The organism is Kocuria sp. CPCC 205235 (assembly GCF_040980905.1).
Classification (GTDB): Bacteria; Actinomycetota; Actinomycetes; order Actinomycetales; family Micrococcaceae; genus Kocuria; species Kocuria carniphila.
In genome coordinates this window covers 22,304-44,675 of record NZ_JAVKPR010000010.1, presented here as the reverse complement: position 1 = coordinate 44,675, position 22,372 = coordinate 22,304, and the positions used below count along the sequence as shown (strand labels likewise).

Annotated in this window: 15 protein-coding genes; 11 read left to right on the top strand and 4 right to left on the bottom strand. The window is 68.5% G+C overall.

Annotated elements, in window-relative coordinates; all coding sequences use genetic code 11:
* The first annotated feature begins 447 nt into the window (after positions 1–447).
* On the top strand, positions 448–1,617 hold the full coding sequence (locus RF638_RS08765; RefSeq protein WP_219930791.1) for a heparan-alpha-glucosaminide N-acetyltransferase domain-containing protein: 1,170 nt from the start codon (positions 448–450) through the stop codon (positions 1,615–1,617).
* A 297-nt stretch (positions 1,618–1,914) separates the two neighbouring features.
* On the top strand, positions 1,915–2,829 hold the full coding sequence (locus tag RF638_RS08760; RefSeq protein ID WP_084271836.1) for an MIP/aquaporin family protein: 915 nt from the start codon (positions 1,915–1,917) through the stop codon (positions 2,827–2,829).
* A 195-nt stretch (positions 2,830–3,024) separates the two neighbouring features.
* On the opposite strand, the gene cydD is transcribed toward RF638_RS08760, so the two are convergent.
* From cydD to RF638_RS08745, 3 genes are read right to left on the bottom strand one after another with little or no spacing between them, the layout of a single operon-like run.
* A complete protein-coding gene (cydD, locus tag RF638_RS08755; RefSeq protein ID WP_062737389.1) occupies positions 3,025–6,453 on the bottom strand; it encodes a thiol reductant ABC exporter subunit CydD in 3,429 nt (1,142 codons plus the stop codon).
* Positions 6,450–7,544, bottom strand: coding sequence for a cytochrome d ubiquinol oxidase subunit II (gene cydB / locus RF638_RS08750; protein ID WP_062737390.1), 1,095 nt, complete (start codon positions 7,542–7,544; stop codon positions 6,450–6,452). Before cydB ends, cydD begins: the two co-directional genes overlap by 4 nt.
* 28 nt (positions 7,545–7,572) lie before the next feature.
* The gene (locus RF638_RS08745; protein ID WP_062737391.1) at positions 7,573–9,156 is read right to left on the bottom strand and encodes a cytochrome ubiquinol oxidase subunit I; all 1,584 of its coding nucleotides are present in this window, start codon (positions 9,154–9,156) and stop codon (positions 7,573–7,575) included.
* 108 nt (positions 9,157–9,264) lie between these two features.
* On the opposite strand from RF638_RS08745, the gene RF638_RS08740 reads away from it, so the two are divergent.
* The 7 genes from RF638_RS08740 (at position 9,265) to RF638_RS08710 (ending at position 16,751) form a co-directional block, all read left to right on the top strand.
* Positions 9,265–9,651: a BlaI/MecI/CopY family transcriptional regulator gene (locus RF638_RS08740; RefSeq protein WP_219930804.1), complete on the top strand. Its 387-nt coding sequence runs from the start codon at positions 9,265–9,267 to the stop codon at positions 9,649–9,651.
* Between the two features lie 6 nt (positions 9,652–9,657).
* Entirely contained in the window at positions 9,658–10,608 is a 951-nt protein-coding gene (locus tag RF638_RS08735; protein ID WP_062737393.1) for a M56 family metallopeptidase, read from the top strand.
* A 316-nt stretch (positions 10,609–10,924) separates the two neighbouring features.
* Positions 10,925–12,583 carry a peptidoglycan DD-metalloendopeptidase family protein gene (locus tag RF638_RS08730; RefSeq protein WP_095650767.1) on the top strand — a complete coding sequence of 553 codons (1,659 nt, stop codon included), beginning with the start codon at positions 10,925–10,927 and terminating at the stop codon, positions 12,581–12,583.
* An 847-nt stretch (positions 12,584–13,430) separates the two neighbouring features.
* Positions 13,431–14,225: a cytochrome c oxidase assembly protein gene (locus RF638_RS08725; RefSeq protein ID WP_095650768.1), complete on the top strand. Its 795-nt coding sequence runs from the start codon at positions 13,431–13,433 to the stop codon at positions 14,223–14,225.
* Positions 14,226–14,276: 51 nt separating this feature from the next.
* Positions 14,277–14,492 (top strand): hypothetical protein, encoded by a 216-nt coding sequence (locus RF638_RS08720; protein WP_095650769.1) that lies wholly within the window; start codon positions 14,277–14,279, stop codon positions 14,490–14,492.
* Between the two features lie 403 nt (positions 14,493–14,895).
* Positions 14,896–15,615 (top strand): response regulator transcription factor, encoded by a 720-nt coding sequence (locus RF638_RS08715; protein WP_095650770.1) that lies wholly within the window; start codon positions 14,896–14,898, stop codon positions 15,613–15,615.
* The gene (locus RF638_RS08710; protein ID WP_238663208.1) at positions 15,612–16,751 is read left to right on the top strand and encodes a cell wall metabolism sensor histidine kinase WalK; all 1,140 of its coding nucleotides are present in this window, start codon (positions 15,612–15,614) and stop codon (positions 16,749–16,751) included. Before RF638_RS08715 ends, RF638_RS08710 begins: the two co-directional genes overlap by 4 nt.
* A gap of 108 nt (positions 16,752–16,859) precedes the next feature.
* Here RF638_RS08710 and RF638_RS08705 read toward each other — a convergent pair whose 3' ends face one another.
* Positions 16,860–18,089, bottom strand: coding sequence for a heparan-alpha-glucosaminide N-acetyltransferase domain-containing protein (locus RF638_RS08705; protein WP_238663207.1), 1,230 nt, complete (start codon positions 18,087–18,089; stop codon positions 16,860–16,862).
* A 560-nt stretch (positions 18,090–18,649) separates the two neighbouring features.
* Between RF638_RS08705 and RF638_RS08700 the strand changes: the two genes are divergently transcribed.
* Together RF638_RS08700 and RF638_RS08695 are read left to right on the top strand one after the other, a co-directional pair.
* Complete coding sequence (locus RF638_RS08700; protein ID WP_109223276.1) at positions 18,650–19,897, top strand: IS256 family transposase; 1,248 nt, start codon at positions 18,650–18,652, stop codon at positions 19,895–19,897.
* 200 nt (positions 19,898–20,097) lie between these two features.
* Complete coding sequence (locus RF638_RS08695) at positions 20,098–22,191, top strand: acyltransferase family protein (protein WP_109222922.1); 2,094 nt, start codon at positions 20,098–20,100, stop codon at positions 22,189–22,191.
* Positions 22,192–22,372 lie beyond the last annotated feature (181 nt).

Sequence of the window (22,372 nt, the reverse complement as noted above, 5' to 3'; positions counted from 1 at the left end):
CCGGAAGCCGGCTGGGACGGCCAGGGACGCCGACACGACCCGCCGCCCCCAACCGTTCCCAGGTGCGTGGCCTGCCGGTGGCCTGCAGGGTCCTATGGGACCAGGAGAGGCCGTCCAGGGTGTGGAAGACCCGGGCGCCGACCATCTCGGCCAGTTCTCGGCCTGGTGCACATCCGTGGTGCTGATGGTGGCGGACCTGGAGACGACCGTTCGCAGGCCCGCATGGCGCGCCCGGAGACGCGGCAGCGGACACAGCCAGGGCACAGGGAAAGGATAAGCCCGGGACAGTCCGCCCTGGTCAAATGGGGGTGGAGGGGCCTGGAGTGCCCGGACCGGTGGGCGGGGGCCCGCCGGTACATCCGAGAGAAGGAGCCCACCAGCATGGTCAGCATCCACCACCCGACCTCGGGGACGCGGGGGCCAACTGGGGACTCAGGTCTCCCGCTGGTGAAAAAATCCCGGCTGGTGGGCGTCGATGCCGCCCGGGGTCTGGCTCTGGTCGGGATGTTCTCCATCCACATCTTGCCGGCCTGGGACCCCGAGACCTACGAGGTCACCTTGCAGTGGCAGCTGTTCGCCGGCCGGGCCGCGGCCCTGTTCGCGCTGCTGGCCGGGGTCGGGCTGGCGTTCTCCACCGGCGGACGCACAGCCCACCGGGGCCGGACGATGACCGCCGACCGGGTGGGGCTGCTCATCCGGGCCGTGCTGATCACTGTGCTGGGCCTGCTCGTGAACCAGGTCATGCCGGAGGACCCGCCCGCCTACAACATCTTGACCTACTACGGGATGTTCTTCCTGCTGGCCATCCCCTTCCTGCACCTACCCGCACGGACCCTGTTCATCCTCGCCGGAGTGACCGCGGTGACCGCCCCGGTGCTGATGCAGACCCTGCGCGGCGTGCTGCCCGCGATGGAGGTCTACAATCCCACCATCACCGGGGTGCTCACCGACCCTGGCACGGTGCTCTCCCAACTGTTGTTCACCGGTACCTACCCTGCGGCCCCATACCTGACCTACCTGCTTGCCGGCGTAGCCATCGGCCGGCTCAACCTGCGGTCCCTGCACGTCCAGGTCCGGCTGCTCGGGGCGGGCCTGGTCCTGGCTCTGGCCGCGTGGTTGGTCTACTGGGTGCTGATCATGCAGGCCGGCGGCTTTGACCAGCTGATGAGCTCCACCCCGGGACTGAGCCAGGAGCAGATCGACGAGATCATCATCTGGGGCCCCGACCCCGTCCTGCCCGACACGTCGTGGTGGTGGCTGCTAATCCCCGGTCCGCACACCAACACCCCGATCGCGATCCTCTATGGCCTCGGCTCCGGTGCGGCCGTGCTGGGGGCGTTCCTGCTCATCGGGCGGAAGGCCGGCGCCTGGTTGCTGCCGCTCAGTGCTGCGGGCTCCATGACCCTGACCCTCTACACCGCCCACCTGCTGGCACTGGCCGCCATGGTGCACTACGAGGTGCCCCTCCTGTGGTTCCTCATCCACGCAGGCGGGGCGGCGGTGTTCGCGGTGGCCTGGCAGCGCGCCTACGGCCAGGGCCCACTGGAGCTGGCCCTGGCCCGGACCGCCGGCGCCGGGCGTGGGCTCGTGCTCACCTCCGCTCGATGCGAAGACTGAGCCCGGACCCAACTGCAGCAGCGGGTGGGTCCGTCGAGGCGGCGGTATCAAGAATGGGCTCCCACAACACATCCGCTGAACCCACAGAATGGGAAAGCGCCTTCGCCAGTCCCCTCTCTGTCAGCCTTGAGTGAGGCGACCGACCAGCAAGGACCTGCTGTGGGGCCGACACATTTGAGCCCGTGCTCAAAAACCATTCAGCTAGCCGTGGTCCTATTGCAGCGGCGCCCGGCGCCCGGACTTACTGGCCTTCCCTTCTGGCCCTGCCGTGTCGATACAACGTTCAGGAGAACCCCTATGACCGACAACACCGCACAACCTGCTGCTGCGGGATCCACAGCGCCCGCCCGTGATGCTGGAACGGCCGCCCTCGACTTTCAGGATTTGGTGGCTCCGGTTCCGAAAGCGGTGCGCAAAGATTCCGGCACCAACGAGGTGTCCCCGGCTCCCTCCACCGGTGCCCGGTGGGCGGCGGAGTTCGCGGGCACTACCGTGCTGATTTTCGCCGGGGTGGGCACCGGGATTTTCGCCACCCAGGTCATCGATTCCGCACTGGGTTTCGGGCTGGGGCTGCTGGCGGTATTGGTGGCTTTCGGGCATGTCTCCGGGGGTCATTTCAATCCTGCCGTGACCCTGGCGGCGGTCGTGGCCGGGCGCACATCACCCAAGGTCGCCATCGGTTACGTGGTGGCCCAGGTGCTGGGGGCCCTGGTCGCGGTGGGGCTGCTGTGGGCGGTGCTGATGACACTGATCGATGCCGCCACCACCGCCCAGGCTCTGGGGGCGGTGGCCAACGGCTACGGGCAGAACTCCACTTCCCAAGCCGGCTGGCCCACCGTGCTTCTGATTGAGTTCGTGGCGAGCACCTTGTTCGTTCTCGTGGTCCTGGGCTCAACCGCCCCACGGGCCAACGCGGTACTGGCCCCGGTGGCGATCGGGGCGACCTTCGCGTTCCTGCTCACCATCCTGGCGCCGTTCGACGGCGGATCGATGAATCCGGCCCGCTCCACCGGCACCGCGGCCATCGGTGGCGCGCAGAGCCTGTCCCAGCTGTGGCTGTTCTGGGTCGCCCCGTTGTTGGGGGGTCTGGTGGCGGGTTTGATCTACCGTGTGGTGGATTTGGGCCGCGCACCCCGCCCCGCCACTACGCAATCCACGGAAGACGCCACAGCAAACAACAGCACCGACACTTCCACCGCCCCGGAAGTGTGAGGGAATCGAGCAGTGTCTCGTGACGGGACGGTTCTATGCACCATGACGTCCCGTTGGAGCCATGTGGATCAACCCGCGCCAGCGCAGGCCGGCCGAGCGTCGGCGGCTGAGGACAGGTCGCGCGGAGTCCCCGGGAGAGGTGTATCTCATCTGGGGCTGTGATGTCTTGGGAGATCGTCTGCGTTGGCGGGGCGGTCAGAGAACACGCGTCAGTGACCGGTCGCCGTTTCTGGCCTGCGCATGGTCCCTGGGTTGCGGTGGGCGGTGCTGGTGCACCCCTGGTAGGCGGAGGTGGACGTCTGCTCCAGCACGTTGTTCGGCGTGGTGGGTCACGAGCACGACGATGCGGTCGGACAGTGCTGAGCGCAGGTCGGAGATCAGCGAGTCGGCAGCTGGTGCGTCGAGGTGAGCGGTGGGTTCGTCGAGGAGCATGACGTCGGCGCGGGTGAGCAGTGCCCTGGCCACGGCGACGCGTTGACGTTGCCCCCCGGAGAGCTCCCCGCCGCTGGGCCCAACTGGTGTGTCCAAGCCCCGGGGAAGGCTGTCCAGGAAGGGGCCCAGGCCCACACGGGTGAGGACCTCGTACATGTCCTCATCGGTGGGCCGATCGTCTTTACCCCGGGCGAGCAGGAGGTTGCCGCGGATGGTGGAGTCGAACAGATGTGCCTCCTGGGGGCACCAGGCGAAGCACCGCCGCAGCTGCCGGGCGTCGAAGGTGGTGCTGTCGGAGCCGTTGACCTGCCATGAGCCCTCCGCGGCGGGCAAGTGGCCGAGGAGGGTCGCCAGCAGGGTGGACTTGCCTGAGCCGGAGGGACCTTCAACGACGAGCCACTGGCCGCGTCGCACGGTGGCCTGGAGGTGGCGGAATGCCGGGGCCGGCGCCTGGGGCCAGGTGACGGCCAGGTCGGCCAGCGTCAGCTCTTGGACCTGAGCCGGAACCAGCCCGGCGGGGGGCTGAGGTCGCTCGTGACGGGTGGTTGTGGAGGTGACGGCATGGACCTTGCGCAGTGACTGGGCCAGCGCGGACCACTGCTGTACCGCATCGACCACGCCGAGCAGCGGGTCGATCAGGCCCAGAGGCAGCAGCACGAGTCCGGCGACGACCGGTGTGGAAATCGTGCCCGCCGCCAGGGCTTCGGCGGTGGTAGCCAGCATCAGCACGGAGGAAAGAGAACAGGCCAGCACCACGACGGCCTCGCCCAGGCCCCGCGCCCAGGCACTGGAGCGGGTCGACGTGTCCGCGCGCTGCTCGAGGTCGTCCAGCCGGGCGAGCATGTCCTCGGTTCGATCGTTGGCGCGCAGCTCACTGGAGGCGGCGGCCATCGCGGCGAAGCGGCGGATCACTTTGGAGCGAACGACGGTGAGGTGGCGGGCCGCCGAGCGATCGGCCAGCAGCGCCGCGGCGGGCCCGGCGAGCAGCCCGCCGAAAACGGCGACCAGGAGCGTGGGCACCGCGCTGGGACACAGGACCGTGACGGTGACGACAGCCCCCAGGGCGGTGCCGGCCCCGGCCATCGGTGGCAGCAGGACCCTTGGTGCCAGGTCACGGACCCGGTCTGCGGCCTCGACCAGGTGCTCCAGCGCCGCCCCACCGGTGGCCAGGGCCCGGGAGGCCAGGCCGCGGGCGGCTAGCCCGGCCCAGATCCGGGACCTGAGCTCGGTGGTGGCGGACAGGACGGCATCGTGGGTGGCCAGTCGCTCGGCGTAGCGCAGCACGGCACGGCCGATGCCGAAGAAGCGGACGCCGACGATGGCGACCATCAGGTACATGATTCCCGGTTGCTCGCTGGCGCGCACGATCAGCCAGCCCGACAGCGTGGTGAGGGCGGCGGCGAACAGGGCTGAGGCCGTCCCCAGGGCCGCGGCCCCCAGCACGCGCCAGCGAGTGGAGGCGATGAACGCCCCGAGCTCGCCCAACGCACCACCGGAGGTCTCGGCGAGTGAAGAATTGGACGCCTCGCCCTGGCGATCGGGCACCGGCGGCTCCTCCGGGGCGGTGGTTCCTGGCCGGCGGTGCGCCCCCTCCCCGCGGGGGCTGGCGGGCTGCCCCAGGAGCACTGTCTGATCGGCGAGGGCAGTGATCTCGGTTTCGTGGGAAGCCAGGATCACGGTTGTGGTGCCGCGCAGGTTGTCGATGAGGTTTCTGATGCGGTGCGCGTTGGCGGGATCGAGGTGGGCGGTGGGCTCGTCGAGGAGCAGCAGCCTGGCCCCGGCGGTGATGCGGGCCAGGCCCCGGGCCAGGCCCAGGCGGCGCAGCTCCCCGGGACTGAGTTGGTTCGGGTCCGCCTCGGCCAGCCCGGTCAGTCCGACTCGCGCGAGGGCGTGGTGGGCGGAGGCGGTGTCGTGGGCGTAGAGCTGGATCTCGTCGAGGACGGTTTCGCCGACGGTGTGGATGTGCTGAGGCACCCAGGCCACTGCAGCCGGGTCGATCCCGTGGATGGTTCCTTTTTGGGCTTCGATGGTTCCGGCGAGGACCCCGAGCAGGGTGGATTTGCCGCTGCCGCTGGGGCCTTCGACGCTGGTGATGGTTCCGCCGAAAATTTCGGCGTCGAGACCGGATACTGCTGGGGAGGCCCGTCCTGGGTAGCGCACGACCACGCCGCTGATCCGCACCAGGGGTGCCTGGTCCGCCGGAGTGTCCGGCCGGGGGTTGATCGTTGCGGGGTTCGATTCCGGCGGCGTCGTTCTGCGGATGTCGGGGGCCGGGGACTCGGCGACGATCTCCCGGGAGCGATGCAGGGCTGCCATGCCGTCCTGGGAGGCGTGGAAGGCTGCGCCGAGGTCGCGGAAGGGGGCGAAGCATTCAGGGGCGAGGATGAGGGCAACGAGCCCCACCAGGAGGTCGAGGTCACCGTAAACGAGACGCACGCCGACGAACACCGCCACGACGGCGACCGAGAGCGTGGCGATCAGCTCGAGCACCAGCGCGGAGAGGAAAGCGGTGCGCAGCGTCACCATGGTCGTGTGCCGGTGCTGCTCGGAGACATCGCGCAACGCCGCAGCCTGCTCCTCGATCCGCCCCAGGCCCACGAGGACGGGCAGTCCACGGGCGAGTTCGACCAGGTGGTGGGAGAGCCGTTGAAGAACGGCGGAAGACTCCCCGGCCTTGTCCTGGGAGTGCAGTCCGATCAGTGCCATGAACACCGGGATCAGGGGCACGGTGAGCACGATGATGAGGGCGCTGACCCAGTCGGCGGCCAGAATCCTCGCCCCGACCAGCAGAGGCACGGCGGCGGCGGCGGTGACCGAGGGCAGCACGCGCGCGTAGTAGTCGTCGAGGGCGTCGAGGCCGATGGTGCCCACGGTGGTCGTGGCGCCGACGTCGTGGCCACCACCGGCCATGAGGCCGGTGGCGAGTTCTCGGCGCAGCCCCCGCTTCGCCCGACCGGCGGCGCGGACGGCGACGACCTGGGTGGCCCAGGTGGTTCCGGCACGCAGCAACCCGGCGCCGATCCCGACCAGCAGAGCCCGTTGCCAGGCCGCCGTGTCATGAGCGATGACCCCGACGATGCCGCGAGCCAGGGCTTCGGCCATGCCGATCAGGGCCAGAGCCTTGAGCGCTCCTAGGAGGCTGAGGGTAAAGACTGTTGCAGAGCCGCCGGGGCCCAGTGGGGGACGTTTCATGCCTGCCTGTTCCCGTCCGCGCCTCTCCCCGGCACACCCTCACGTGGGGTGCCCGTGGCGAGTTTCGGGGCAACGGCGGGAAGGACGGGGTGGGGGGCGGGAAGATGGCCGGTGGTCAGGCGCCGGCGGAACACCCAGTAGCTCCAGCCCTGAGCGAGCAGCACCGCGGGCAAGCCGATGGCCGCCACGACGGTCATGACCCCCAGGGTGTAGTCGCTGCTGGAGGCATTGGCCACCGTCAGGTGGTGGGCGGGGTCGATCGTGGAGGGCAGGACCACGGGGTAGACGTTGGCGAAGATTGAGGTAAGACCGCAGAACAGCAGTGCGGCGGAACCGGCGAAGGCGCGGCCTTCCCGGCCCAGGCGGGCGCTGGTCCACCCGAAGAGCGCGGCGACGACCGCGACACCGACCAGGGGCCAGGTCCAGGCCGTGTCGTGGAGCACTTGAACGGCCAACACCCACACGGTGAGCGGCACCAGCGCAGCCGGACCGAAGCGGAGGAGGAACCGGCGGGCACGCACCCGGACCGGGCCCTCGGTCTTCAGTCCCAGGAAGGCCGCGGCGTGCACGAGGCAGAACCCGACCAGCGCCAGCCCCCCGAGCAGCGCGTAGGGCGTGAGCCAGGCGAAGGCCCCGCCGACGCGGTCGCCGTTAGCGTTCAGCGGCAGACCCGTAGTGGTCAAAGCCAAGGCAGCACCTAGCCCGAAGGCGACCAGGAACGACCCCATCCCCAAGGCCCGGTCCACCCACCGCCGCCACCGGTCGCTGTGGACCTTCCCGCGGTACTCGATGGACACCGCCCGGAAAATCAGCCCGACCAGGACGAACACGAAGGGGACGTACAGGGCAGAGAACAAGGAGGCGTACCAGTCGGGGAAGGCGGCGAAGAGCCCGGCGGCTGCAGTGATCAGCCACACCTCGTTGCCGTCCCACACCGGGCCGATGGTATTGAGCATCTGCCGGCGCTGGCGCTCATCGCGGGTACTGGTAAGCATGAGCATCCCCACGCCCAGGTCGAAGCCGTCCAGGAGGATGAACCCGGTCCACAGCACCGCGATGGCGATGAACCAGAGAGTGGGAAGCAGTTCCATGTCAGGGGCCGTTCTGTGGTCGTCGGGCTCAGTAGGCGAAGGCCAGCACGTCATCGCGCCGACCGGTCATGCCCTCGGGATGGGCGGGGTCATCTTCGTGGTGGGCGAGCTCGGGCATGGCCGAGGCGACCCCGCCGCGCACGTAGCGCACGAGCAGCATCGTCTCCACCACCAGCAGGACCGCGTAGATCAGCCCGAGGGTGACCAGGGAGAAAAGGATCTCCTCCCCGCTGACTCCCGGGGAGACGGCAGCGGCGGTGTACATGTACACCCCGTCCACACCACTGGGGTTGGGATTCGGGACGACCACGAACGGTTGCCGCCCCATCTCGGTGAACACCCACCCGGCAATGTTGGCCCCGAAGGGTGCCAGGATGGAGGCCACCGCCACCCACATCAAGGGCTTGGAAGCCGGGACGGTGCCCTTCCGTGTGATCCACAGCGCCAGCGCCGCGAACCCCGCGGCGAGCATGCCGAAGCCGATCATCAGGCGGAACCCCCAGTAGGTGACCTCCATCAGGGGCAGGTAGTCGATCTTCTGGCCGGCCCGTTGCCCGTACATGGGGTCCTCAGGCAGGTGGGTGCCGTAGGCGGCCTCGTACTGTGGGATGAGGGTGTTCACGCCCTTGACTTCGGTGTCAAAGTCCCCGTGGGCCAGAAACGACAACAGGCCCGGGATCTCGATGACGTTGGTCACCTGGTCACAGTCCTGGGCTCCCAGCGGGCCCACCGCCAGCACCGAAAAGCTGGTGCCATCGTGGCAGGCCGCCTCAGCGGCAGCCATCTTCAGCGGTTGCTGCTCGAACATCAGCTTGCCCTGCAGGTCCCCGGTGGCGGCGACCCCGCCGAAGGCGACGGCGGCGACCACCGCACCGATGCGCAGACTGGACAGCCACACCGCGTGGTCGACCCGGTCCCGCCCGGGAATATCGGCCCGCTCCCCCACAACCACGGCACCGGAATCGTCGACGGTGTCGATGTTGTCCCGGCGGCGCTGCCACAGCTGGTACCAGGAAACCCCAATCAGGAACGCCGCGCCCACTGCCACCGCTCCGGCCAGAGTGTGGGAGTAGGCCACCAGGGCCGTGTTATTGGTCAGCACCGCCCACACGTCGTTCATCACAGGGCGGCCGTCCACCATCTCCACGCCCACCGGGTGCTGCATCCAGGAGTTGGCGACGATGATGAAAAAGGCCGAAACCACGGAGCCCAGCACCGCGGTCCACAGCGTGGCCAGGTGCAGCTTCTTGGGCAGGCGATCCCAGCCGAAGATCCACAGGCCCAGGAAGGTGGACTCGAAGAAGAAGGCGAGCAGGCCCTCCATCGCCAACGGTGCCCCGAAGACATCGCCGACGAAGCGGGAGTACTCGCTCCAGGCCATCCCGAACTGGAACTCCTGCACCAACCCGGTGGCCACGCCCATGATGAAGTTGATCAGGTAGAGCTTGCCCCAGAACTTCGTCATCCGCAGCCAACGCCCGTTGCCGGTACGCACCCACATCGTCTGCATGAGCGCCACCAGCAGACCCAGCCCGAGCGTGAGCGGGACCATCACGAAGTGGTAGACGGTGGTGATCCCGAACTGCCACCGGGCGATCTCCAACGGATCCATGGGTTGTCCCCCAAGCCTGTTTACAGTGGTGTAGAAGTAATTCTACGAGTCGTAGAACTACTTCTACACCACTGTAGAACACGTGGGTCGGTCCGCTAGAATCAGCCGGTGGCAACCAACGAATCGAAACGTGCAACCTCCTTAGGTGACCTGGAGCGATCCATCATGGAGATCCTCTGGCAGGCGGACACCCCCCTGTCGGCTTACGACCTTCAGGACCAGCTCCCCCTAGCCACCGACAGCGGCCGCCCCCGCGCCGCCACCACCGTGCTCACCGTCCTGTCCCGCCTGGAGCGCAAAGGCTTCGTCACACGGGAACGCACCTTCCGCCCCCACCGCTACTTACCTGCGGCCTCCCGGGAGGAGCACATGGCCTCCCTCATGCACGAGGTCCTCGGAACAGCCAACGACCGGGCCGCCGTACTCGAACGCTTCGTCGGGGGCGTCAGTTCCGAGGAAGCACAAACGCTGCGGCGCCTCCTCGACGACCACTGAGTCCATGTGATCAGCGCCTCGATCGCCCTCGCGGCATTTGCCCTCGCCCTGGCCTGGCCCGTCCCAATCCTTCTCTCGCACGCCAAGTGGCCGACCTGCGCCCCCGCCACCGCACTGGTGCTCTGGCAGGCCGTCGCCCTGGCCGGCGGGCTGTCGATGCTCGGGGCCTTGCTCACCTTCGGCCTGACCCCTTTTGGGCCGGACCTGGTCACGGGCGGCATCAGCTTCGCCGCCAGCTTCTTGGGAGATCAGCCATGGGTGCCCGCAGGCCCGATGCACATCCTCGCGCTGTCCGGAGCAGTTCTGCTCGGCGGGCATCTGCTGCTGAACCTGATCGTCACGATTGTGCGCGCCGAACGCGATCGTCGGCGCCATGCCCAGCTGGTCCTGCTCCTGAGCACACCGCTGCCCGAGGCCCCCGGCACCCGGCTCCTCGACAACCCCGCCCCGATCGCCTACTGCCTCCCCGGGGCGTTCACCACGATGACCGTCCTCTCTGCCGGACTGCTGTCACTGCTCGATGAAAACGAGCTGGACGCGGTGATCGAGCACGAGAAGGCGCATGCCACCCAACGCCATGACATCGTGCTCATGCTATTCCGCGCCTGGAGGGCTTCCCTGCCCTGGTTCCCCATCGCCGACCGCGCCCACCGCGAAGTCGGGCTCCTCGTCGAGATGCTCGCCGACGACAGCGCCCGCCGGAGCGTCGACGACCGTACCCTCGCCCGAGCCGTCGTCCTTGTCAGCACCGGTGGATTCGCTGCTCCCTCGCACCGCTTCCAAGGCACCTGGACAGGAACGGCCCCTACCGAGGATGCTCGTCATCGCATCCTGCGGCTGGAGGCCACACCCCTGCCGACGGGGCAAAAAGCAACAGTCATCGGCGCAGCCGCTGCGCTCATCTCCGTGCCCACCATCTTGTTGCTCGCCCCCGGCCTCACCAACCTGTTCGACTGACCACAGGCGCGAACCACGCTGGCTGCCACGGCAACATCTGACCCACGACAGGGCGCCCTGACATCGGTATCTACCGCGTCACATGAGGTACCTCAGCGCCACTCTGCCGCCACCGAACCAGGAACCTCGAACCGGAGGGCGGCAGCTCTGCGCGTCATACAGCGTTGCGTCCCCGCACGACGCCGCATTAACGGGAGCGAAGACGTATCCTCAGGAGAATTGTCCGTGCTCCTACGCGCACACCAATGTTTGATGCCTGCGGTCCGTTGCTCGATCTTTCCGTCGCTGCCTGCGACGTCCTGGGGGAAACACCATCATGCCCCGCGACTCCTCTCGCCGCCCTGCCAAGCCCGACCTCCGTCACCGCGCCTCCTCGCCGGTGAGCGCCCTCGCCGCGTTCTCGGCCCTCGTGGCGCTGAGCGTGGCCGTCAGCTCGGGCGTCACTCCGGGGGCCGGCGAAGAACGAGGGGCTGCCTTCGGGGCGTCGGCGGGTTCCTCGACGTCCTCGGAGCGGTCGGACAGCGGGTGGAGCCTCTTCGCGTCAGGTCAGGAGCGGCAGCACCCCCCGGCGGCACCGCTGCGGCAAAACCGTTCCACCTCGCCCGTCCGTGACGGCGCCACGGGCAACGGCTCCTGGCGCCAAGGCACCGGCCCGGGCGACGGCGACCGGAACGCGGCCTCGACGGTGCGCCCGGGGCGGCACGCACCGAGGCTGTACTCGGGCGAGCTTCCCGTCAACACCCTCATCGCCCCCACCACTCCCGGGGCCGTCCTGACCGGGGGCACCTTCGGGTGGCGGATCGCCCCCGATCGCGGCGACCGCGAGTTCCATAACGGCACCGACGTTTCCGCCGCCGCAGGGCTGCCGGTCGTGGCGGCCGCCGAGGGCGAGGTGACGGCCGTGTTCTGGGACGTCTGGGGCGGCAACCGTGTGGAGGTCACCCACGCGGACGGACTGAGAACCACCTACAACCACCTCCAGGACGTCAGGGTGGCCACCGGTGACCGGCTGACCGCGTCCGAGCAGCTCGGTTCCGTCGGTGCCACCGGAACCCGGGTCACGGGACCAAACCTGCACCTCGAGACCTGGGTCGACGGGCAGGCCGTGGACCCCCAGTCCTTCGACTGGGTCGACGGCCTCCGCGTCATTCCCGCCTCCCGCAGCAAGTACTCCTTGGAGGTGCCCGTGCCGGCTCTCCCGGAGGACGAGACCGCCGCCAAGAAAAAGGCCGCCTCAGGCGAAGAGACTGCCGATCAGAAGAAGGTCGCCCAAAGGAAGGCTGCCGAGCAGAAGGCCGCTGCGACCAAGAAGGTCACGAAGGAGCCACAGCCCACGGCCGAGCCTTCCGCTCCTGCAAAACCCAGCCCCACACCGACTCCTGCACCGCCAGCAGCGCAAAAGCCCACGGCCCCCCAGACCAAGCCGGTAAAGCCCGCCAAACCAGCACCTGCTGCGACCCCGCCCGGGCCCCTAACGGCACCGTCCAAGCCGGCACCGCCCAAACCGGCACCGCCCAAACCCGCGCCGCCACCATCCGCGCCGCCACCATCCGCGCCGCCACCGTCCGCGGACACTGGGAAAGAGAAGGATCTCCTGCCCGGGGTGGCGCCCCGGGTTCCGGACACCAGACGGGACACCGATCGCGACGGCACCCTCGATATTGAAGACACCGACCTCGACGGGGACGGCATCGACAACGAGGCTGACGACAACCTCGACGGCGATAAGTTCGTCGATGAGGTTGATCCGGACATGGATGGGGACGGCCTGCTCAATGAAGGAGACCCGGACATTGACGGGGACGGCATCCTCAATGACAAGGAAGAGGGGCCCATACGCCCGGCACGAGTGACGTCCGGCAAACCAACCCCCGAGACTGGCGAGCCGAGCGCTCCGGCAGGAATCACGGCCCCTGCCCGGGGAAATCGGAATGCCGGCACCTCGCCGGCCACCAGTGCAGTGCAGGCACGCTGAGGTGCACCTGATCTCATAACTTGGTCGCCTGGCGCAGTCGGCGAACGTTGATGAGCGGGAGGCCGAGCAGGGCAGAGGACCAGGGTGCCGACGATGCGGTCGTAGCGGATTCCGAGGCGTTTGAAGCGCAAGACCCCGGAGATGGGGCGCTCGACCACCAAGCCGTGTCGATCCAGATGAGTTTTGGCCTCGATCCCACGGCGGGTAACACGCACTTTGATGCCTGGGCGGCGCCGTGGCTGCACGGGACGTCCGCACCGATCGCGCACACCGGAGGTGGCCACCATCAGGAGTTCGAAGAGACGGCTGTCGTGGGTGTTGGCGGCCGGGGCGTGAACGTGCAGGGGCAGGCCGTTGCGGTCAGTGAGCAGGTAGTACTTGGAGCCCGGGTTCGCGTGGTCGGTGGAGTTCGGGCCGGTCAGCTCGCTCCCCTTTTTGGGTTCGTACCGACACCGAGTCGATGCTGGCCCCTGTCCAGTCGAGGATCTGCTCCTCGGAGAGCTCCTCGAGCACGGCCCGGTGGGGCTTCTCTCAAACCCCGGCCGCCTGTCACTCGCGCAGAGGCAACCAGGCGGTGTGTCCGGACCCGTGCCCCAGAGCCGGTGGCAGGTCAACGACACCGAGGTATGCAGCACGAACAAGATGCCCTCCACAGCGGCCCAGTCATCGATCCACGCCGCCTACCGGGACCTCGCGGCGGCGTTAGGGGCGGGATGAGCGGGGCGATCAGCTCCCACAGTCGATCATCCACTGCGGCTTCATCGTGGCCATACAGGAATGGTCAGCCAGCCGGACGAGGGCGATCAACGACCGACCAGGTCTTGAAAACAGATGTACGATAATCGCGATGAGTCACGACCACGGCATGTTCGGTTGGACTTTGTTCAGATACGTCACAGCCCTGGCGTTCGGTCTGGGCGCGGTCGGCTACGCCGCGGGATGGTGGGCGTCCCGCCACCGGGGGCGCTGGCCGATCCACCGCGCCGTGCTGTGGTACACCGGGCTCTTCTGCGCCGGGGTCGGGCTGGTGGGCCCGATCGCTGAAGCCGCCCGCACGAGCTTTCCCGCCCACATGGTCGGGCACCTGCTCTTGGGCATGGTCGCGCCACTGTGTCTGGTGCTCAGTGCCCCGGTCACTCTTGCTCTGCGTGCTTTGCCTGTGGTTCAGGCCCGCGCGCTCTCCTGGGCCCTGCGCACCGCTCTCGTGCGGGCTCTGACCCATCCGGTGGTCGCGGTGGTGCTCAACGTCGGGGGCCTGTGGGCGCTTTACACCACCGATCTGTACGGCATGATGCACACCTCGGTGTGGTTGTATGCGCTCGTCCACGCCCACGTCTTCCTGGCCGGCTATCTTTTCACCGCCGCGATGGTGGGGATTGACCCGAACCCGCACCGGAGCTCCTTCGCCCTGCGGACCGCAGCGCTCATTGGGTTTCTCACAGCCCATTCGATCTTGGCCAAGTGGCTTTACGGCCACCCGCCCGCCGGCGTTGACTTCGCCGACGCGCGAATCGGGGCGCAGATCATGTATTACGGTGGGGACGCCGTGGACGTCACCTTGATCGTTGTTTTCTGCGCCCAGTGGTACACCGCCACCCGCCCCCGTGGAATACCCCTGACAGACACCCATGCACCGCGCTGAGTACACACCCGGCGCCAGCGTCCGTCCAGATCCCTAAGGGAGAATACATCCATGGAGTACTTCGCGGCTGTGCTGCCGTCCATCTGCATCGGCGTCATCTTCTGGCTGATCATGCGTTCGATTTTCCGCGGCGACCGCACCGAGCGCGCCGTCGAATCCGCTTCCCAGGACGACGCAGCACGCTGGTATAAGGACCTCAAGCAACGCGAGAGCGACGCCCTCCCCTTCAGTCCATCCTCCCTCGCCGACAACGAGCCCACGCGCTGACCCCGGGCATCATGTCAGCGGGGGGGCTAGCGGCTGACCGCCTCAGGTGATGGGGAACGCGTCCCCCGCGACGGGGCTGTGGCCCGCCCCGTGACATGCCCGTCGACGGGGCGACCTACGCATCACGGACCCCGTAAGCCAGGACGGCCTCAGATCGTCGGCTGCGGCAGCTCCCGGATCCGCTGATACAGACCACCCGTTGCATCCTCGGATTGTGAAGACGGCGGAGAAGCCGTGACGGTTCACGGTGCGGGAGAGCGTCAACCACACCGACCACCAGCTCGCCGGTGAACCCGTCCACGACTGCCCCACCCGCACCGCCGGTCCCGCGCGGGCAGCACGGCCACCCGGGACACCGAGGCTCACAGCACTCACATCACAGCGATCAGGACAGGGAGGACAGATGACGGATCCGCTCACCGGGCGTGTTCTGGTGGTCGACGATGAGGTCGACCTGGCGGAACTGGTCGCGGAATATCTGCGCAAGGCGGGCCTGGACGTCGAGGTGCGCCACGACGGCACGGACGCGGTGGCCGCGGTGCGGGAGTACGCCCCGGACGTCCTCGTGCTGGATCTGGGGCTACCGGGAATCGACGGGATCGAGGTGTGCCGTCAGGTGCGGACCTTCTCCGACTGCCACGTGCTGATGCTCACCGCCCGCGACGACGAGGTCGACAAGATCGTGGGCCTGTCGGTGGGAGCCGACGACTACGTGACCAAGCCGTTCAGCCCGCGCGAGCTCGTGGCCCGGGTCCAGGCCATGCTGCGCCGGGCCCGCACCCGCCCCGCGCCCACCCCGCCGCCGGCGGGGCGGGCCCAGGAGCTGGTGATCGGGGACCTGGTGGTGGACGAGGCCGCCCGGGAGGTCCGCGTGGGCGGGGAGTCGGTGGCACTGACCCGGATCGAGTTCGATCTGCTGGCCGCCCTGGCGACGCACACGCAGATGGTGCTCTCGCGCCGGCAGCTGGTGGAGATCGTCTGGGACACGCGCTGGACCGGGGACGAACACCTGGTGGACGTGCACATCGGGCGGATCCGCAAGAAGCTCGGCGATGAGGCCGCCAGCCCGAAGTTCATCCATACGATCCGCGGGATCGGTTTCCGGATGGGCACCGGAGAATGAGCAGCACTGTCTTAACAAGCCCGCGCTGGTCCTGGAGCCCGTTGACGGTGCGGTTGATGCTGGCCCAGACCGCGGTGCTGTTGATCGGGTTGATCATCGTGGTCGTGACCGCGGTGCTGGTCGGGCCGAACATGTTCTACCACGAGCTCGTCGAGTCGGGTCACGCCGATGAGGCCCTCGGGCTGGTGCACCTGGAGGACGCCTTCCGCTCGGTGAGTCTCACGGCCCTGGCCATCGGCGGGTTGCCGGCTCTCTACATCGCCGGGCTGCTCACCTTCTACCTTTACCGCACGATCGGGCGGTCCCTGGCCTCTTTCAGCACCGCCGCCGGTGAGGTGGCCGCGGGCAACTACGATGTCCGCGTCACCTCCACCAAGCTGGGCCCGGAGTTCGACGCCCTGGCCTCCTCTTTCAACGAGATGGCGGCCAAGCTCAGCGCGGTGGACACCACACGGCGCCAGATGCTCGCCGACCTAGCCCACGAGATGCGCACCCCACTGGCCAGCCTCAAAGGCCACCTGGAAGGGGTCGAGGACGGGGTGGTCGCCCTCGATGCGCACACCACCGGCATCCTTCACGCCCAGATCACCCGCCTGGAGCGCCTGGCCCGCGACATCCGCCAGCTCACCGCCGCCGAAGAGGGCATGACCCGCCTGCAGCTCACCCCCCAAGACCCGGAGCATTTGGCGGTCCAGGCGGTCGCGGCCATCGAGCCCGACGCCGCCGGCAAGGGTGTGTCGATCACCGCGGTGAGCACCGGCCCGGAGACCGCCCCGGTGCCGCTGGACCCGGAACGGATGGGCCAGGTGCTGAGCAACCTGCTGGAGAACGCCCTGCGCCACACCCCGACCGGGGGCACCATCATCCTGCGCACCGACCACACCGCCGAGGCGGTCACTTACACCGTCACCGACACCGGGGAGGGCATCAGTGCCGAGAGCCTCCCGCACGTCTTCGAGCGCTTCTACCGCGCGAACACCGGCCGGGAGGCCCACCGCGGCGGCTCGGGGCTGGGCCTGGCGATCAGCAAGGCCCTCGTCGAGGCCCAGGGCGGAACCCTGGAGGCCACCAGCGACGGCCACGGCCGGGGCGCCAGCTTCCGGATCCACCTGCCCTACCGTCGCCCCACCGGCTGAACACTGGGAGCACCCGGACCTAAGGCTTGAAAACGACTGCGGGCCGTGCCCGCCACCAAGAGCTTCGGAGCTTGGTGACGGGCACGGCCTGCGGCGGTGCAGAGGCACCTACCTGCGCGAGGTCCCAGTGGTCCCTCCGAGCACGAGCCGGCGGGTGCCTTTCACGCTGAGGCTGACAACCCGTTCCAGCGGGCCCTGGCCCAGGGCGCGGTACCAGGCGACCGCGAACAAGGCCGCCAGCGTCACGTGGATCAGGAACCACAGGTACGGCTGGTCGTAGTGGAGCTCGAAGGACAGGCCCACCAGGTGAGCGGTGTACAGGGTCAGAGTCATGACGCCCATCGCTGCCAGCGGCAGCAGCCAGGCCTCGGCCTTGCGGGCGATCAGCAGGAAGGCCCCGAGCACGGCCAGGCTCACGCCCAGGCTGGCCGCGATCGCCAGCGGGGTGTTGGTGTGCGGGGTGGCGATCGCCAGCCACCACACCGTGGAGGTCGGCAGGGAGTCCGGTCCCCAGATCAGGACCTCGGCGAGTTCCTCCTCACCGAACGAGGAGGCGTCCAGCAGCCGCTGGTAGCCGCCGAAGGCGTAGAGCAGGAAGTAGGAGGTGGCCTGAGCAAAGATCGCGATCCCGACACCGATGACCAGCAGCCGGATCTGCACCTCCTGCTTGCGCAGGTTCAACCGGCCCAGACCCATGCCGACCAGCAGATAAGTCATGTACGGCAGGGCTGGGTAGGTCCCGGTGAGCAGCAACTGGGAGGCCGTGGCCCCCGGCTCCGTCAGGACGGTGGTGAGGGTGGGATTGTAGTTGCTCCAGGCGGGCAGCTCGTTGAGCAGGCCCTGCATCAGCAGCGGGGACACGAGCCCGAAGACCGCCGCGGAGATGAAGAGTACCTTCGGCCCGGCGTGCAGGAAGGGGATTGCCAGCAGGAAGAACACCCCGTAGTAGATTAAGATGTTGTCCGCCGGGGCGTCTTCGGGCATCAGCGTCCCGATCCACAGCCCCACCGCCGCAATCAGCACGGCCCGTATCGCCAGGCCGATCCGGTCGGCGGTCATCGCCTTGCCTTCGTGCGGGTGGCTTCCGCCGGAAGTCAGGGCCAGTCCGACCCCGGCCAGCAGGGCGAACAGGGCTGCGGAGTCCCCGGAGAAGATCCGCCAGGTGAAGCTGGCCTCCCCGGTCTCCTCGTTCCAAGAGGGCAGGATGTGGATGGCCATCAACCCGACCAGCGCCAACCCCCTCGCCGCATCGATCCCCACCAACCGGCGTGTGGGCCGGATCAGTGCATCGTCGAGTCTCCCTGAATCGGTTCTCTCCGCTCGTGACATCGCGCTCATGACTCCCCCTGATCGAGCCGGCCCTTCCAGGGCCAGCGAAGTGTGCGGCCCGTCGGGGGTCGCGTCCATGGCCCCGGGGCATCCGGAGCCGATCTAACTTCAGGGTCTCGTCCACACTTGACGCCCACCTCGCGGGATCCTCAAGATTCCGTCAAGATTCCCACGGAGTTGCGCCGTCGGTGCGTGCCTCCGGCGCCTGCTCGACGTCACAGTGGCCGCAAGAACATCGTCTGCACGGCCAGGGTTTGTCCCGCGCGGCGTCCGATTCCCACGATGGGACCACGGGGGTCGTTGCACCCCGTGGAGCAGCCCGCTCCCGACAGGGCAGGGGGTGGGAGACCAATAAGCGAAACCAGTCGGGCCGGTGGACGGGGAACGAAGCGGTGGGCCGTGGAGGCTTCCGTGTGTGCGGACCATCTAGCGGGCGCAGGCCCCTATGAGTTGAGCCCCCGATAGTGGTGTAGCGCGGTGGCCCTGCTCGTCGTTGCGGACGAGGGCGCGGCCACCGTGAGATCTTTCGAGTTCACCTCTCACAGCACCCTCGAAAGGACATCATCACGATGACCGCTCCTCACATTGTCGACCCCACCGGCCTGCTCGGTGAAGCCCTGTCCGAAGCCTCGCCGGATCTGATGCGCAACCTGCTGCAGACGGTGATCAACGCGCTGCTCTCCGCCGACGCGGACGCGGTGGTCGGCGCCGAGTGGGGCCGACCCGCTCCCGAGCGGGTAACCCAGCGCAACGGCTACCGCCACCGCGACCTCGACACCCGCGTGGGCACGATCGACGTAGCCGTCCCGAAACTGCGGGCCGGCACCTACTTCCCGGAGTGGTTGCTGGAGCGCCGCAAGCGGGCCGAGTCCGCGCTGATCACCGTGGTCGCCGACTGCTACCTCGCCGGGGTCTCGACCCGCCGGATGGACAAGCTGGTGAAGACCCTTGGGATCAACGCCCTGTCGAAGTCCCAGGTCTCAAGGATGGCCGGTGACCTCGACGAGCACGTGGAGTCCTTCCGCCACCGGCCCCTCGGGGACGTCGGGCCGTTCACCTTCGTCGCCGCCGACGCACTGACGATGAAAGTCCGCGAGGGCGGGCGCGTGGTGAACGCGGTCGTGCTCCTGGCCACCGGGGTCAACGGTGACGGCCACCGTGAGGTCCTGGGCATGCGGGTGGCCACGGCCGAGACCGGGGCGGCCTGGAACGAGTTCTTCGCCGATCTGGTGGCCCGCGGCCTGGGCGGGGTCCGCCTGGTCACCAGTGACGCCCACGCCGGGCTCAAGGACGCGATCGCGGCGAACCTGCCCGGGGCGTCCTGGCAGAGGTGCCGCACCCACTACGCGGCCAATCTCATGTCGATTTGCCCGAAGTCCATGTGGCCGGCCGTCAAAGCCATGCTCCACAGCGTCTACGACCAGCCCGACGCGACAGCCGTGAACGCCCAGTTCGACCGGTTGCTGGACTACGTCGCCGAGAAGCTGCCCGCGGTGGCTGAATACCTGGCCGATGCCCGTGAGGACATCCTCGCGTTCACGAACTTCCCCAAGGACGTCTGGGCCCAGATCTGGTCCAACAACCCAGCTGAGCGGCTGAACCGGGAGATCCGGCGCCGGACCGACGCGGTCGGGATCTTCCCCAACCGGCAAGCCATCGTCCGCCTCGTGGGAGCCGTGCTGGCCGAGCAGACCGACGAGTGGGCCGAAGGCCGCCGCTATCTCGGCCTCGAGGTCCTCACCCGCTGCCGGCTCACCACCGTCGCGGACACCGGAAGCGAGGTGACCACCGACCCCCTGACCGCGCTCACAGCCTGACCCTTACACGAAAGATCGCTACACCACTCCAGGGGGCTTGACCAACTGGGCCCCTGCGCCGCCCAGCAATGCAGGGGTCATCGGGTCGCCGGTGACCGGACCCCGGTGCTGGGGGTGGCCGGGGCCGGCGGTAGATTTTCGGCGTTGCCGCCCCGTCCCCTTGTCCACTTTTCGAGGAGCGGCCGTTCAGGAGGTCCTCCATGCCGCGTGTGTTCGGTCAGCCCCTCACCCCCGCTACCGCCGGCACCACCTACGGATCCGATGTCGACGTCCGGCAGGTGGCCCGGTATTCGGGGTTCCGCCCCGAGGTGCAGGGCCTGCGCGCGGTGGCGGTGCTGCTGGTGGTGGTCTACCACGTGTTCCTCGGGCGGGTCTCCGGGGGCGTGGACGTGTTCCTGCTGATCTCCGCGTTCTTCCTCACGCTGTCCTTCGTGCGCAAGCTCGAGGCAGGCCGGCCCCTGGCCCTGGGGCGGTACTGGTTGCACGTGTTCAAGCGGCTGCTGCCGCTGGCGGTGCTCACGATCCTGGCCACCCTGGTGGCAGTGGAGCTGCTCTACCCCGGCTACGACGTCGGACGCTGGCGCGCCGAGGCGCTGGCCTCGGTGTTCTACGCGGAGAACTGGGCGCTGGCGTTGTCCGCGGTGGACTACTACGCGGTGGATCACTCCACGGCCTCGCCGTTCCAGCACTTCTGGTCCCTGTCGGTCCAAGGGCAGGTGTTTCTGCTGTGGCCCCTGGTGTTCGGGGCGGCCTGGTGGCTGCACCGGCGGTTCGGGTGGCGGCCGGTGCCGGTGCTGGCGGTGTTCTTCGCGGCGATCTTCGCGGCCTCCCTGGCCTGGTCGGTGTACTCCACATCCGTTCAGCAGGAGTTCGCCTACTTCGACACCCGCACCCGGTTGTGGGAGTTCGCCCTCGGGTCGCTGCTGGCCCTGGCGCTGCCGTACCTGAATCCGCCCCGGGCAGCCCGGGTGCTCCTGGGCTGGTTCGGGCTGGTCAGCATGGTCTCGGTCGGGGTGCTGGTGGACGTCCAAGGCGCCTTCCCGGGGTGGATCGCGCTGTGGCCGCTGGCCTCGGCGGCGGCGATCATCGTGGCCGGCCGAACCGGGTCCCCGTTCGGGCTGGACCGGATCCTCGCCTCGGCGCCGTTGGTGCGGCTGGGAGACTGCGCCTACGCGCTGTACCTGGTGCACTGGCCGCTGCTGATCACCTATCTGGTGCTGCGCGACCGCCCGATGGCCGGGCCCCGCTCCGGGGTGGTGCTGGTGGTGCTCTCGGTGGTCCTGGCCGTGGTGATCACCCGTTTGGTCGAAGACCGGTTCAAGGCCTGGGCGTGGCCGGAGCAGAACAAGCGGCGCCTGGCGCTCACGGTCGCGGTGAGCCTGGCGGTGGTCGCCGTGCCCGTGCTGTCGCTGCAGCAGGTCCAGGACCGGCGGGCCGCCGAGGTGCTGGCCGCCGCCGATCGCAACAACCCCGGGGCCGCGGCCCTGCTGCCGGGCTTCCAGTACCAGGGTGACCCGGAGGCGGAAGCGATCCCGGTGGTCACCGGCGACTACTACCAGAAACCAGGGCTGGGTGAGCCCTGCCCGGCCGAGCTCGGGATCGCCGACAGCTATCAGCAGTGGTGCTTCGACACCGTCCCCAACGCCGATCCCGCCGCGACACTGATGGTCATCGGCAACAGTCACGTGCACATGTGGATCCCCGCGATCGAGGAACTGGCCAAGGCCAAGAACTGGCGGGTGGTGACCTATATCCGCGGTAACTGCATGTACTCCACCGTCGAGGAACAGGTCGCCGACCACCAGGAATGCGCCCGATGGTTGGAGGGCACCGACCCGGTGATCGAGGCCGTGAACCCGGAGCTGGTGCTGGTCCAGGGCACCCGCAGCACCGATGAGAACGAGGAACAGTTCACCCCCGGGATGGAACAACGCCTCCGTAGCCTGGCGGAGCGCGGCATCCAGGTCATCGGGCTGCGCGACAACGCCCGCTTCGACTTCGTCCCCGCCCAGTGCGCCGTGGACCACGGGGCCGACGCCCCCCAGTGCGCTGCCTCCCACGTGATTCTGGGCCCGGACAGCCCGCTGGACCCGGTGGCCGGCGAACTGGCACAGGTCTCGATGGTCGACCTGGGGGATCTGATCTGCCCCGAAGGCACCTGTGTGCCGGTTATCGGCAACGTGTACACCTACTGGGACAACAATCACCTCACCGTCGAATACGTCCGGACCCTGGCACCCATGTTCACCCAACGCGTCCAGGAAGCCCTCACCAGCGACGGGGCCCCCTACTAACCCCGACCACAAAGCGGGCAGCTCGAAGCCTGGGCGCTGCTGAGCTCGCGGAGATCCGCCTCTAACCGGGCCATATGTAAAGCGATTCCTGGCCAGCTCGACGGTTGGGATCAGGGGTGAGTGGAGAGGTCGGTGCGGTCGCTGGAGAGGATGCTGCGGACGAGTTGCTGCTCGGCGCCAG

Excerpts from the sequence above, each read along its gene's own strand:
- RF638_RS08725 (WP_095650768.1), top strand. The coding sequence starts at position 13,431 with ATGAGTCACGACCACGGCATGTTCGGTTGGACTTTGTTCAGATACGTC.
- RF638_RS08710 (WP_238663208.1), top strand. The coding sequence starts at position 15,612 with ATGAGCAGCACTGTCTTAACAAGCCCGCGCTGGTCCTGGAGCCCGTTG.
- RF638_RS08705 (WP_238663207.1), bottom strand. The coding sequence starts at position 18,089 with ATGAGCGCGATGTCACGAGCGGAGAGAACCGATTCAGGGAGACTCGAC.
- RF638_RS08695 (WP_109222922.1), top strand. The coding sequence starts at position 20,098 with ATGCCGCGTGTGTTCGGTCAGCCCCTCACCCCCGCTACCGCCGGCACC.
- RF638_RS08720 (WP_095650769.1), top strand. The coding sequence starts at position 14,277 with ATGGAGTACTTCGCGGCTGTGCTGCCGTCCATCTGCATCGGCGTCATC.
- cydD (WP_062737389.1), bottom strand. The coding sequence starts at position 6,453 with ATGAAACGTCCCCCACTGGGCCCCGGCGGCTCTGCAACAGTCTTTACC.
- RF638_RS08715 (WP_095650770.1), top strand. The coding sequence starts at position 14,896 with ATGACGGATCCGCTCACCGGGCGTGTTCTGGTGGTCGACGATGAGGTC.
- cydB (WP_062737390.1), bottom strand. The coding sequence starts at position 7,544 with ATGGAACTGCTTCCCACTCTCTGGTTCATCGCCATCGCGGTGCTGTGG.
- RF638_RS08730 (WP_095650767.1), top strand. The coding sequence starts at position 10,925 with ATGCCCCGCGACTCCTCTCGCCGCCCTGCCAAGCCCGACCTCCGTCAC.
- RF638_RS08700 (WP_109223276.1), top strand. The coding sequence starts at position 18,650 with ATGACCGCTCCTCACATTGTCGACCCCACCGGCCTGCTCGGTGAAGCC.
- RF638_RS08760 (WP_084271836.1), top strand. The coding sequence starts at position 1,915 with ATGACCGACAACACCGCACAACCTGCTGCTGCGGGATCCACAGCGCCC.
- RF638_RS08745 (WP_062737391.1), bottom strand. The coding sequence starts at position 9,156 with ATGGATCCGTTGGAGATCGCCCGGTGGCAGTTCGGGATCACCACCGTC.